Here is a 13,934-nt window from a genome sequence, read left to right on the forward strand (position 1 = left end):
TTACAGACATAATTAACTCCCCCTTGAACCACTTCCTGATTGTACCACAAATAAATCAAACCATCCTACTTCGAAACACGCAGACTATTGAGAACCACAGAAACCGAACTGAAAGACATCGCTATCGCCGCGATTGCCGGCGTGAGAAAGCCAAACATCGCGAGCGGTATGGCAATGATGTTGTAGAAAAAAGCCCAAAAAAGATTTTGCCTGATTGCACGGAAAGTTTTGCGGGAAATTAAAATCGCCTCCACGACTTTTTTCAGATTATTCTCCAGCATCACGATCTGCCCAGCTTCCTTGGCGATATCCATCGCGCTACCCATCGCAATCCCCAGATCGGCCTGGATAAGACTTGGCGCGTCATTGATCCCATCGCCGACAAAAACAATTTTTTCTCCCCGCACTTGAAGCCGTCTGATCGCTTCCAGTTTCTCATGCGGCAATACATCAGCAATGACATTTTCAATTCCCAAATGCTCAGCCACAGACTGCGCCACCACTTCGCGATCACCGGAAATTATTCCCACCTTGAGACGCATTTTTTTCAACGTATCGACAACTTTTTTCGCTTCATCGCGAATTTCATCTTCGATCAAGAATGCCCCTAGAACAGTGCCGCCTTGAGCCACAAAAAGAAGCGCGCCTGTTTGATTTTTAGGGTCAGCCTCCATCTTAGAAATCCACTTTCCGCTCAACTCATTTTCTGCCATAATTTTTGCATTACCCAAAAGAACTGTTTTTCTTTCTCCATCGATTCCCGAAATTCCCCGCCCTTTATACTCCAACGTACTTTTTAGCTTTCGTTTTTCCATAGCGAGATTCAAGCTATTGGCATAAGCTACGATCGCCTTGGAATAGGGATGCTCAGAATTTAGCGCCAAGCTATAGGCGATACTCAAAAAATCCGTCTCTGATGTTTTTACTTCCGGATTTTTAAGGATCACTTTGACGACCGGCCTACCTTTGGTCAATGTCCCAGTTTTGTCGAAAATAACCATCGAAATATCCTTGATCCGTTCAAAGCTTTCTCCGCTTTTAAACAAAATTCCCTGTTTCGCCCCGCGCCCCGCCCCCACCATAATGGCTGTCGGCGTAGCCAGGCCGAGAGCACAAGGACAAGCAATAACTAAAACAGAAACCGCATAGATGACCGCTTGGACGCCCTTTTCCGTAAAAAAGTACCACGCAAGAAAAGTAATGAGCGTAAGCAAAAGTACCGTCGGCACAAAAACTCGCGCCACCTTGTCTGCTAATTTTTGAATGGGCGGTTTGGAATTCTGTGCCTCTTCAACTGTTCGAATGATCTGTGCCAGCGCCGTCCCTTCGCCCGTCTGCGCTACCCGCACCTTGAGAATACCGTCTTCATTGAGCATCGCGCCAAAAACATAATCGCCCACTTTTTTTTCAACCAGTAATGACTCTCCTGTAAGCATCGATTCATCCACCGATGAATGTCCCTCAACAATGTAGCCGTCCAGTGGAATTTTTTCGCCCGGTCGCACCACCACCACATCTCCAATTTTGAGCTCAGAAATCTCCACTTCTTTTTCTTCCCCACTAATCAATATCCGTGCCCGCTTGGCACCCAACTCCAAAAGTTTTCGCATCGCTTCACCCGTTTTTTGCACACTGATATCCTCCAGATATTTCCCTAAAAGGATAAACATGATGATCATTGCCGCGGTTTCAAAATAGTCCTTTTGCCCGTGGAAAACCGCCCAGAGGCTGAAAAAATAGGCGACGAGCGTACCCATTGAAATCAAACTATCCATATTAGCTTCTTTTTTTCTAGCCTGAAGATAAGCCATGCGATGAAACGGCCAACCCAAAATGAACACCACAATTGTTGCCAAAACAATATGCACCCACATCACAAAATCAATTCCTGCAATCAAAAAACCAGACTTAATCTTAAAAAACATCCCCAAAAGGATCGGTAAAGAAAAAAGTGCCGATAAAACTAGCCGGACTTTAATATTACCAAAAAGTTCATTTTTATACTGCGCATACTTATTAACTATCTGATACCTGCGCGAACGTTCACTGCCAATTCCATAACCATTGGAAAGGATGATCTTTTTGACATCACTTTCGCTAAGCAGCTTATCATCATATTCCACCAAGGCTTTTTTGGTCGCAAAATTAATCGAAGCTTTTTTGATTCCTGGCGTTTTCACCAGCACCCGTTCATTACTCGCCGCACAGCTGGCGCAGGTCATTCCGGTGATTTCAAAAATAATTTTCTTTGTTGGCATAAGTTTAACTAAATTAATTGATTCTTATTCTAAGGTTACTACATAAACTAATTGTCATCCTGAGCGAAATTCTGTACTCAGAACGCAGTCGAAGCCTGCCTGCCGGTAGGCAGGGATCTACTTACCAAAACCTCTAGTTTTGAAGATATAGACTAAACTTAGGATAGCGCAAGGCAGATTCTTCGACTCCACTACGTTTCGCTCAGAATGACAATATTTCTACTCTACTATAAATTTACCACGAACCATCCCCATCCAACAACTAAACGGGATTTCGCCGACTTTATCAGGAGGAGTAAAATTCACGACATTATCTCCAGAGCTGATACTTTGCGAAATCTTGAGACTAGGCACAATAATTTTATTCGTACAGCTTGTCACACTATCCCCTTTGATCACCCAACGCACCGGCACGCCCTTTTTCAAATGTAAGGTATTTGGTGAGAATCCTGCGTTAGTCACATGCATTTCCACCACTTGCTCTGCCACATCAGTTTTTGCCGTTCCCATTTGTTCTTTTTGATTACTTTGATCGCCGAACACATTGCCCGATACGCCAACCAACGCCAAGCCGGAATTGAACGTATAAAAGGCAAAAATAACAACTAGCATGCCAGCTACCTTTTGAAAAATCGCCGCATTTTTACCCTTGCTCCAAGCGGTAGTCACGCCAAGAGTGAGAAGGGACGGCACAGTGCCGAGTGCAAAAAGAAACATCCCAAGCCCTCCGCGCATAAAACTGCCCGAAGCAATGGCAAGGATCTGCATACTTTGCGTAAAACCACAGGGCAGAAAAAAAGTCATAATTCCTAAGAGAAAAGGCGCGGCTGGATTTTGAGATTTTTTCAGCCTATTCCAGGGCGCGCTGAAAAATCTCGGCATCCGCATTCCCAGACTGGCGATATCAGGAAATAATCCCAATACATTAAGACCCAAAATTGCTAAAACCACTGCAATAATGATAGTGTAGACCGCGACAAAATTTCCACTGATATTTATCTCTCCGCCAATCGCACCGAGCAGTCCACCTAGGACAAAAAATCCGCCTAACCGGCCAAGATGGAAAAATAAGTTCGGCTTCACGGCTCCACCTAAAAACCCGCGCTTATCACCTTTATATTTTTCTGAAAAAGCAATCACCACCGATCCCACTACGACCAAGCAACTAGAAACAGAAGCGACAAGTCCGATGAGAAAGGCTGTTCCAAAATCAGCGCCAGAACCAGTGACACCGATTTTTTGCCCGAAACTAGAACCTTGAAACAGTTGAAAACCAAAAATTATTAAAATAACAAAAGCCACGGCCCAAAGCCAAGATTGCCAAGAACTCTTTCCAGCCTTCTCTATAGACATGATCGTTTTTCGCTCCGATGCAGTATGACCAAATTTCTCTACTATCTTTTTAACTTCAGAAAAATCCGGCTCGGTATCTGCATAATCAAGTTCCACACTGCCTTTTTTTCGATCGGCACGAATCTTTTTTACGCCCGGAACGCCAGCCAATTCATCATCGAGCAACTTCTCGCAACTAACACAATGCATCCCTTGGATATAGATTATTTTTGTTTGCATATTCATCCCCCACCACTTTTTCGCTCGCATCCGCGATTAAGCTAGAGGTAATTTATTAAATTATGCTATTGACATATCATGTGATTTATTAAAATAAAAAACGTAATCATAAAAGCGAAAAAGTGGTGGGGGATAAACTTACTTAGACATCTTATTCAATCGCAAAATCTCATCGATCATTTCTTGCTTTCTTTTCTCGTTCGTTCCTTTCATAGCATTTATAAAACAACTATTGAGATGGCGCGCTAACAGCTTATCATTAGCAGATTTTAAAAGTCCCATCACAGCCAAATTCTGTTGCATGATCGAAACACAATATTCCCCACCCTCGACCATCGTAATCACTTTCGCCAAATGCGTTCGCGCCTTTTTAAGCCCAATCAAAATTTGCCCATCTTCTTTTTGCATATTGTTATAAGTTTAGGAAATTATTCTGATTCGTATTTTTTAAAATTAAAAATTTTAAATTTTAAATTCCGCCTTAGCGGGTTACCTCCCCCCTAGGTATAATATACTCGCACCTGGAAATCTTGTCAAATAAAAAAACACCGGCAAAAAAGCTCCGGTGTTTCTATGTTATCTTTTTGTAATTAGTGGTATTTCCCCATCCCGACAATTCCCACGATTATACCGATAAGCGCCGTGACGGCGGTAAAGATCCAGACACGCATCGTCACTTTGGTCTCCGGCCAGCCCTTGGCTTCAAAATGATGATGAATCGGCGCTGCCAAAAAGACTTTGCGATGGAAAAATCTTTTGGAAGTCAATTGGATCGCCACCGAGCCAGATTCCAAAAGATAGATGAACACGATTATGAACAAAACTAGCGTTGAATTAGTCAGCATTGCCACAACACCCAACGTTGCGCCAAGCGAAATCGCTCCCGTGTCTCCCATAAAAAAACGGGCCGGATGGATATTGAACCAAAGAAATGCCAGAAGTGCCCCGGCAATCGCTACGCAAAAAGCGGCCAAGTCGATCTTATTTTGAAAAAAAGAAATGAGCCCGAAAGAACTGAAAGCGATCAAAAGCACCCCGGCATTAAGTCCGTCCAATCCGTCAGTTTCATTGGAAGAAATTGCTGTAAAAAGAATGACAAACATAAACAGCGGAAGGTACCAAAGACCAATATTAAAATCGCCTACGGCTGGAATATGGATATTATCCCAACCCAACTTATAATAAAACCACCAGGCGCCAAGAGCGGAAATCAAAATCAGCCAACCGAATCGATAAAGAAAACGGATACCTCCGCCCTTATTCTTACCGATCCCTCGCACGCTTGCCCAATCATCGCAAAGCCCCAAAATGCCAGCCGAAATCAAAGCGAATAATGGAAGCCAGACTTGCTTTCTGCTAAAAAAATCCAGCCGTGCCAAAAAATTAACTCCGGTCCACTCCGCAAACAAAGGAAAAAGATAATGCGAGGCATAAACTAAAACTAAAACAGAAAACCATACCAGTACCCCGCCCATACTAGGTGTTCCGTTTTTATGTTTATGCAACTCACTAACATAGGTCAATTTTTCTCCGTCCACTCCATTAGTTTTGATCCTGATTCCGATTTTGTATTTATATAAGAAATGAGTGAGTAGCGGCGTCAAAAAAAACGCCAGCAGAAAGGCTAAAAAACCGGTGAATAAAACCTTAAGCATATCAAGCACAGCAGGAATAGTTTGGATTTGCGCTAGTTCCATAATATTTTATTTCCATTCATAGTTATTATACACCCAACTTAGAAGTACCCGCATATCATCCCAGCGCTTTTCGTCATTCAGAAGTACGGTAATCACCTTATGCTTGCCGGTTGGATCAGTCGATCCCATAAGGAGCGACTTGCCAGCCAGCGGAGTAAACCCGGTTTTGCCGCCTAAGCAATTGGAAATATTGCCCAAAAGCAGATCGGTATTTTTCAGCTGATGCATATACTTTCCGTCGGTGGAATAGAACTGACCTTCTGGTATTTTCATTATATCCCAGATCAACTCATATTGCATAGAAGCAGCAGCGATCCGTGCGATATCGTAGGCGGAAGAATAGCACTCATTTTCCCGACCGTCAATCTCCAAGCCCGACGGGGTGCAAAAATGCGTATCGATAAGTCCCATGTTCTTAGCTTTTTGATTCATCTCTTCCACGAATTTTTCTGGCGTGCCTGAAATATATATCCCCAAAGATGTTGCCGCGTCATTGGCACTATTCAAAAGCATCGCTTTCAAAAGATCGATAGCATGCACCTTCTCCCCTGCATACATTTGATTGCCATTACAAAACACACTGGTCGGACAACCCACCACCGTCCCGTCAACACGCAACCCTTCCTTTTTTATCGTCACTTCCGCAGTAAGATCGGGAATATTTTCGATCGTCAAGATTGCCGTCATCATCTTGGTAAGTGAAGCGATCTGGGTCTGCTTGCGACCATTATCATAGTGCAAAATTGTTCCGCTGTCTACATCGATGGCCACTGACGAACCGGCCCAGACCTGCAGATCGGTACAATTGGTTTTTCGTTTTGGCACCAACCCTGAGCTGGATAGATCGAGAGAGGAAAAATCCGGCTTTTGCGTCAAATCAAAATTCTTTTCCGCAGCAGCTCCATCACTACTTGTCATTATGACTTCCTCACCCAAAACTTTCTGGCTTTGACCGCCGGCGAAAAGCCGCTCCTTCATCTGCCCTAGATCACGTGAAAAATTCCCAGAAAAAATGCTAGGCAACATCAGGACAAACAAAATTGTATAAAGCATATTAAACATCGTAAGTGGTGGACGGTAAAATTTTAAATCCTAACTTTCAGCCTCGGCTGTCTTTTCGATCTCGTCATCATTTTTCTCCCCCGCCTTCTCTACTACCTCAGCACTATTTTTTTCCGGCGCTGAAGGAACTTCTTGAGTATTTTCTTCAATTTTCTTATTTAAAACTTCCCAATCCGGCAATTTCTCGACACTGTCCATTCCCAATTTTTTCAAAAAATCCAGAGAAACGCTGTAAATATAGCGGCGATTATCTTTGATATTTTCTGTCCGGTCCATAAGGCCCCGGATGAGCAATGCGCGTATAGTAAAACTGCAATTCACCCCGCGGATCGCCTCTATCTCTGCTCGCGTCATCGGTCCGCGATAAGCGACGATCGAAAGAACTTCTAGGGCTGCTTGGCTCAAATTTTCTTGGATCTCACTCTTGACCAGTTCCGCCACAAACTCGGCATTCTCAGGATTGGTTACCAACTGAAGTTCATCCTTGATCCTAACAATCAAAAGTCCGCGGCCCTTGGCATAATCTTCATTTAGTTTTGCAATTGCCTCCTCCACTTCCGCTTCGGTCGCGTCAGAAACTTTCGCCAACTTCAGAAGCTTCATCGGTTCACCGCTGACAAAAAGGATACTTTCGATGATTGATTTGATTTTTTCCGGTTGCATAAGATTGGATTATTAGAATTTAAGCTAATAAATTCGGCATTATAAAATTGATGAATTGGAAATTGTTTAGAAATTAAAAATTAAAAATTTACTCACCCGTTCCGCTCTGCATGCTTAGTTTAATTTCCTGAAACAACTCCTGTTGTTCTACTCGGATGATCCGTTGCTTCACCATCTCCAGCATCGCCAAAAAGGAAATAATTACATCAATTTTGTCCTTCGCCTCAGCCACCAGTTCGGAAAAGCAGGTTTCTATCTTGTTGCGCAAGGCCACTTCCAGGTCACTGATTCGTTCTTCCAGGGTAATGACTTCTCCCACAATCTCTTCTTGCAACACGGAAACGATCGGGACTTCACAAAGCACTTTTTGGAAATATTTTTTCAGATCATAAGCATTGATGCCTTCTGGCGGATAGAAAACTGACCGGATTCCCAAATACGGCGGCTTGGAATAGCAAACGTGGTTTTCCACCGCCAGTTTCTTGATTTTGGCGGAGATGTCTTTGAACCGCTTATACTCCGCCAACTGCTCCGCCAAATCTTCAATTTCCTCCTCCTCTTCATCAGTAAATTTAAGGATCGGCAAAAGAGCGCGCGATTTGATGAGGATCAATTTAGCCGCCACAGACAAAAAATCCGCCAAATGCTCCAGGTGGATATTTTGATTATCCCGGATATAGTCCAGATATTGATCCGCCACTCGAGCCAAGTTCAGCTCGGTGATGCTCAATTTTTCTTTCTCAATCAGCTCCAAAAGCAATTCCAACGGGCCCTCAAATTTTTCTAACTTGACCTGGTACACAAAATTATACGCTAATCTTTTTAACCTCACTATCTTAGCACCTTTTTTTCAAAATGGCCACCTCCCTATTTCCGCTTCCCCGACAAGCGATAAGCGGGGATCAAAGCGGAAAAAACCACCAGTGCCAACAAGATAAAAATGGCGGAAAGTGGTAAAAATAGCAAAAGAGCAAAAGACAAACTGGCGGCTACGATATAGCCGACCGGCATCGCTGTGCGAAAAAAACCGATCAGATCAACATCATCCCCGTCGATCCGTTTATAAAAATAGGAATCGCGCAAAATTTCCACCATCGCCGCGCCGATCCTGGTCAGAAGCAGGACCAACGACCACAAGAGGACATTCGGCGAATGAGTCAGAAAAACTACGACTGAAGCAATCACCATGATGAACAGAGCAAAAATCAAAAGTTTTTTTTCACCGGTTTTTTTATCCGCTAGAAAACCCATCGGGTATTGCAAAAAAACAAACGGCAGAAGCATTGCGGAAAAAATAATGCCGATCTGGTTCCAGTCTAAACCTAGATCGATGAGGTATAGAGGCATATAGATGATCATCAGCGCGTAAAAAAATTCCAAGACAAAAGAAATATAATAGATCGCCATCACATTTTTCCGCTGATAAACTTTTCTCAGCAGATTGGATATGGAAATATCCCTTTGCGGTTTTTCATTCGTATCCCTCAGCTTGGTCAGTGCATAGAAAAAAACCACTATGTTAAAAAGCAAGAGAAAAATAAAAATACCGGAAAAATCAAAATGCTCCAAGATTCGGGTCGAAATAAACGGACCCAATAGAAAACCCGTATTAAGAATCGTGAGGTGCATCCCGCGGATCCGTCCCGACTCTTTGTCGCAAGAAAAAGATTCCAAAATCGTGTCCAGACTGACCCACTCCAAACCGGAAAAAATCACATAGAGCATCAAAAGAAAGATGCCCCAACCGGACGGCTGCGAATTAGCCAAAAAAACTAGGCTGACAATCTTAAGGGCCAAAATTACCAAAAAAATACTAGTTTTCCCCAATGTTCTCGTCAATTTATACAGATTCAAAAGGATAAGCAGCGAGATTGCGTAGGCGATAAGATAAAAGCCTCCGACATTTTCCGTGCCGGAAGCTTCTCTGAAATAACTCGACATCACATAGATCAAGACGGCCTGTGAAAAGCCTAGGAAAAATGAAATGAAATTGATCGCTTTAGTTTTTTTGTGATCCAAATGTTCTTTGTGTTTTGGCATCGTACTTTTTTGTTTTTAATTTTACTATTGAATTATGGCGTAATTCTTTTCACATCGCGTGGAAAAAGGATCGCTTCTTTGATACTGCCAAGATTTAGGATCTTTTGTACGATCCGCTCTGAACCAAGACCCCAGCCGCCATGCGCCGGCATGCCTAATTTGAAAATATCCAAATAAGACTCAAATTCATCCGGCACCAGGCCGTGTTTCAAGATGCTTTTTTTCAATTCTTCATAGATATGGATCCGTTGTCCGCCACTGGCAATTTCCACTCCGCGAAAAATCAGGTCGAAAGTTTCTGTGTATTGTCCGTCCGCACTCGGCATCGAGTAGAACGGTCGAACATTGACAGGATAATGCGTGAGAAAAACAAAATCACTATTGTGCGTCTTTTTCGCCCATTCACAGATCAAGCGCTCGCCTTCCGGATCAATATCCACGTCTTCCGTCTTTTTGCCATATTCCTTTTCCAAAATCTCTAGCGCTTCAGTCAGGCGCAAACGCGGAAATTTCTCCAAAAACAAAAGTTCTCCCGCAGCATATTCCGCCAACTCATTCTGGCAATTCTTAGAGACATCTGAAAGCATCCGCCGCATCACCTTTTCCAAAGCATCCATCACATCAGAGAAACTATCGATGAAACCCATTTCAGCATCAAGCCCGGTATATTCGTTGACGTGGCGCGTAGTAAAATGCGGTTCGGCGCGAAAGACAGTGCCAATTTCAAATACCCGTTCAAATGCGCCCACTCCGGCTTGCTTGTAGAACTGCGGACTTTGAGCTAAAAACGCATCCCGATCGAAATATTTTATTTTGAAAAAATTCGCACCTCCCTCGGTGGCGGCAGCTACAATTTTAGGTGTTTTAATTTCCAAAAAGGAGTTTTCCCGCATCACCTCAGAGTATGATTTCAGAAGTTCCGCATTGACCTTGAAAATATCATTGACTTTCTTGTTGCGCAAGACCAGATTACGGTTGTCCAAAAGCGTATTCAGATTGACATCCAACTCATTTTTTGCTACATCAAAAGGCAACTCCGCTTCTACTTTTGAAATAATCGTTATTTTCGCCGCCTCTACTTCAATTTTCCCAATTTTATCCTCTTTCCCCTGCCCACCAGGACGTTCTTTCACTAAGCCTTCGATTTCTACCACAAATTCAATACGGACATCTTTCGCATTTTGGTAGGCGCTTTCCTTGTCAGGAATGACCACGACCTGGACCACCCCACTCCGGTCGCGCAAATCGATAAAAATTAATTTCCCATGGTCACGCCGGGAGTTGACCCAGCCTGCCAGCTTAACATATTGGCCAATCATTCTCGGCGCATCGACAATAAGCGTTCGTTCCATAAATTTACTCGGTAATATTAGTTAATCTCTTAATTTCTTCTACCATTTCGCTCGGAGTGTATTGCGACTTTGTGATAAACCCATTAGCTCCAAGTGCCATCACCTTGTTCCTCTCTTCTTTTTGACTCAAATTGCTAGAGACAATAATTTTGATGTTTTTGTCATAGTTTCCATCCCGCAAACTTTTAATTACACCAAAACCATCAATTCTGGGAAGCATCAAGTCCAAAAGTATTATATCCACTTTTTGTTTTTTAACTATTTCCAGAACTTGATCGCCAGAAAAAACAGTTAAAACTTCATAACCTATTTCCTTAAATTTACGCTCATAAATCTCAGAGATCATTGAGTCATCCTCTGCAATAAGAATTTTCGTCATATTTTATTTTAAGCTATTATTAAATGGGCGCTTCTGTGCCATAATTAGTCACTTTTGAATTATAGCGCAGTAGTAGAAAAAATCAACTCTTTTGCTAAAATTTACCTTTTTAGCTATTATTCATAAGTTAGTGCTAAATTAACTAATAACTTTAAAAAAATATGGCAAACGAAAAGTCCGCCTCCGCCAAAGCTTCGGCGAATAAAAAAAAGCTCGAGTCTGTGGCAATTATCGGTCTGGGTTATGTCGGGTTACCGCTCGCGATGCGTTGTGTGGAAAAGGGCTATGCGACTTATGGACTTGATCTCGATAAACGGAAAGTGGATTTAATCAAAAAAGGTCAAAGCCCGTTCAAGGAAGAATTCATTGAAGACAGAAAAACTCTACTCAAAAAAATCACTGCTACGACTGATCCGGCCATTCTCAAAAAGGCCGACATTATTGTGGTCTGCGTACCAACACCCGTCGATGAAAAATTTTTTCCCATCCTCACTCCCCTCACTTCCGCGACAGAGATGATTGTCAAAAACCACAAAACCGGCCAACTGATCATGATCGAATCAACCATCAACCCAGGTATCTGCGATGATGTGATTGCGCCAATTCTCATTGAAGCGGGACTCAAAGAAGGCAAAGATTTCTACCTCGGCCATTGTCCGGAGCGGATCAATCCAGGTGATAAGAAATGGAACGTCACCAATATCCCACGAGTGCTGGGCGCATCTTCCCCGGCCGGACTCGCTATCGCTAAAAATTTCTATGAATCAATCATCGACGCACCGATCAAACTGATGGGTTCGATCAAAGAAGCCGAAGCATGCAAAGTGGTGGAAAATTCTTTCCGCGACATCAACATTGCCTTTGTCAACGAACTAGCGAAAAGTTTTGACAAATTGGAAATCGACGTCAAAAACGTGATTGATGGCGCCGCCACCAAACCCTTCGCTTTTATGGCGCACTACCCCGGCCGTGGCGTGGGCGGTCACTGCATCCCGGTCGATCCTTACTATCTGATTGAAAAAGCCAAAGCGTCTGGCTTTGACCACAAATTCTTGCGCGTCGCCAGAGAAATCAATAATTCTATGCCAGCCTATACTGTTGAATCGATGCAAGATCTTTTAAATGAAATCAAACTCCCGATGAAAGACACGGCCATCGGCGTGATGGGACTGTCCTACAAAGCCAACGTAGATGATTTGCGCGAATCCCCGGCCATCAAAATCATTTTGGAACTCAAAAAGAAAAAAGCCAAAATCATCCGTTATGACCCCTTCATCAAATCAATGTCTGATGTCGCCGATCTCAAAACCTTCCTCAAAAAATGCACCGCGATAATTTTAGTCACCAACCACCAAGAATTTGCAGAACTTGATCCAAAAGAATTCAAGAAGAATAATGTCAAAGCAATTGTCGATGGAATGAACTGCCTAGACAAAAACAAAATCAAAAAACTCGGCATCAAATATCGTGGGATTGGGAGGAAATAATGTTATTCGCTTCGCGAACCCGTACTACGAAAACGGGACATGCGAAGAAATTCACAAAAAAAAGCGCTCCAGAAATCGGAGCGCTTTTTGAAAACCCTATTAGAATGAGCCCGGATTATTTCACCATTCCCAAAAGCTCATCAATTTTCACAATTTTACTGTCTGTTTCATTACGTTTTTTGAGTTCTACTCCGCCGGCAGTGAGGGATTTTTCGCTGATAATGACGCGATAGGGCAAGCCTAAAAGATCCGCGTCGGCGAATTTTTCTCCAGCCGAAACCTCGCGGTCATCAAAGAGCACTTCAATTTTTTCGGTGTTCAGTTTTTGATAGAGCTCTTCTGCCGCTGATGCGTCCTTGCCCAAACTGATCAAATGCACTTTAAACGGTGCCACCGCTTCTGGCCAGATAATCCCTTTTTCGTCATGAAAAATCTCCACGATTGTGCCCATAAGCCGCGCCAGGCCAATTCCATAGCAACCCATAACAATCAGTTGCTCTTCGCCATTTTGATCCTTATAGGTCAGATTGAAGGGCTTGGAATATTTTGTACCCAGTTTGAAGATGTTGCCTACTTCGACCGCTTTCGTTTCACGTAAATCGGCATTGCCACAGAGCGGGCATTTGTGTTCCAAGTCTTCAATAATTTCTTTGTTGATAGCGATGTGGCAAGCATCGCAAACATAGATCGTGTCTTCACCCGCTTCAGTTTCGGCTTGAAATTCGTGGGAATATTTGGCAAATGTTCCACCAGAGGCATAAGTGAAATATGTTCTCGCTCCGATGCCAGCACGCTCAAAAATATTTTTGTAGGCTTGTGCAACGCGGTCATAATATTTATCCAAATCCGCTTGATCGACATGGAAAGAATAAAGATCTTTCATGATAAATTCGCGCAAACGCAAGATGCCTGATTTGGCTCTTTTTTCTCCGCGGAATTTGTTTTGAAAATGATAGACGGCTTTGGGCATATCTTTGTAGGACTCGATGATTTTTTTGGCGAGCGGCGCTACAACTTCCTCATGGGTCGGCGCGAGCGCCATATTTTTTTCTTCGCCCAGTCCGACTTTCACCAAAACATCAAGGTCATCCCAACGCCCGGTCTTTTCCCAGTTCTCCTTTGGATGCATTGAAGGCATAAAAAGTTCTTGGCCGGAAACAGCGTTCATTTCTTCTCGGATAATCTCTTCTATTTTTTTGCAAGTGCGCCAACCGAGCGGCAGATAGGTATAGGTGCCCGCCATTAGCTTGTCGACATAGCCTCCGCGGATCAGCAGTTGAGCATTGATGCTTTCCTCATCTTTGGGCGCGACTTTGTTGGTTTTGGAAAATAGTTGTGATTGTTTCATGATAGTAATTATTATGATTATTTAGTTTAAGAATAGGTTTTATTTGCCTATTTGTCAAAGATTAGTTATGAGAGCG

General features: G+C 43.1%; 12 protein-coding genes. 1 reads left to right on the forward strand and 11 read right to left on the reverse strand.

Features of this window, described 5'->3' with window-relative positions; all coding sequences use genetic code 11:
- Window positions 1-65: 65 nt before the first annotated feature.
- The 10 genes from WC848_05670 to WC848_05715 all read right to left on the reverse strand — a co-directional run bounded on the left by WC848_05670 (window position 66) and on the right by WC848_05715 (window position 11,023).
- Window positions 66-2,258, reverse strand: a complete 2,193-nt coding sequence (locus tag WC848_05670) for a heavy metal translocating P-type ATPase (protein MFA5962144.1) — start codon at window positions 2,256-2,258, stop codon at window positions 66-68.
- Between the two features lie 219 nt (window positions 2,259-2,477).
- Window positions 2,478-3,830: a sulfite exporter TauE/SafE family protein gene (locus WC848_05675; GenBank protein MFA5962145.1), complete on the reverse strand. Its 1,353-nt coding sequence runs from the start codon at window positions 3,828-3,830 to the stop codon at window positions 2,478-2,480.
- A 138-nt stretch (window positions 3,831-3,968) separates the two neighbouring features.
- Window positions 3,969-4,238 (reverse strand): metal-sensing transcriptional repressor, encoded by a 270-nt coding sequence (locus WC848_05680; GenBank protein MFA5962146.1) that lies wholly within the window; start codon window positions 4,236-4,238, stop codon window positions 3,969-3,971.
- 182 nt (window positions 4,239-4,420) lie between these two features.
- Complete coding sequence (locus tag WC848_05685) at window positions 4,421-5,527, reverse strand: phospho-N-acetylmuramoyl-pentapeptide-transferase (GenBank protein ID MFA5962147.1); 1,107 nt, start codon at window positions 5,525-5,527, stop codon at window positions 4,421-4,423.
- 6 nt (window positions 5,528-5,533) lie between these two features.
- The gene (locus tag WC848_05690; GenBank protein ID MFA5962148.1) at window positions 5,534-6,580 is read right to left on the reverse strand and encodes a hypothetical protein; all 1,047 of its coding nucleotides are present in this window, start codon (window positions 6,578-6,580) and stop codon (window positions 5,534-5,536) included.
- A gap of 39 nt (window positions 6,581-6,619) precedes the next feature.
- Complete coding sequence (gene scpB / locus WC848_05695; protein MFA5962149.1) at window positions 6,620-7,252, reverse strand: SMC-Scp complex subunit ScpB; 633 nt, start codon at window positions 7,250-7,252, stop codon at window positions 6,620-6,622.
- 88 nt (window positions 7,253-7,340) lie between these two features.
- Window positions 7,341-8,084: a segregation/condensation protein A gene (locus tag WC848_05700; GenBank protein MFA5962150.1), complete on the reverse strand. Its 744-nt coding sequence runs from the start codon at window positions 8,082-8,084 to the stop codon at window positions 7,341-7,343.
- Window positions 8,085-8,119: 35 nt separating this feature from the next.
- Window positions 8,120-9,292, reverse strand: coding sequence for an MFS transporter (locus tag WC848_05705; GenBank protein MFA5962151.1), 1,173 nt, complete (start codon window positions 9,290-9,292; stop codon window positions 8,120-8,122).
- Between the two features lie 32 nt (window positions 9,293-9,324).
- A complete protein-coding gene (gene aspS, locus WC848_05710; protein ID MFA5962152.1) occupies window positions 9,325-10,644 on the reverse strand; it encodes an aspartate--tRNA(Asn) ligase in 1,320 nt (439 codons plus the stop codon).
- A gap of 4 nt (window positions 10,645-10,648) precedes the next feature.
- The gene (locus WC848_05715) at window positions 10,649-11,023 is read right to left on the reverse strand and encodes a response regulator (GenBank protein ID MFA5962153.1); all 375 of its coding nucleotides are present in this window, start codon (window positions 11,021-11,023) and stop codon (window positions 10,649-10,651) included.
- A gap of 161 nt (window positions 11,024-11,184) precedes the next feature.
- On the opposite strand from WC848_05715, the gene WC848_05720 reads away from it, so the two are divergent.
- Window positions 11,185-12,510, forward strand: a complete 1,326-nt coding sequence (locus tag WC848_05720) for a nucleotide sugar dehydrogenase (GenBank protein ID MFA5962154.1) — start codon at window positions 11,185-11,187, stop codon at window positions 12,508-12,510.
- A gap of 115 nt (window positions 12,511-12,625) precedes the next feature.
- On the opposite strand, the gene WC848_05725 is transcribed toward WC848_05720, so the two are convergent.
- A complete protein-coding gene (locus WC848_05725; protein MFA5962155.1) occupies window positions 12,626-13,858 on the reverse strand; it encodes an aminoacyl--tRNA ligase-related protein in 1,233 nt (410 codons plus the stop codon).
- Window positions 13,859-13,934: the final 76 nt, after the last annotated feature.

It is taken from the genome of Parcubacteria group bacterium, assembly GCA_041659505.1.
Taxonomy (GTDB): Bacteria; Patescibacteriota; Minisyncoccia; order Moranbacterales; family UBA2206; genus UBA9630.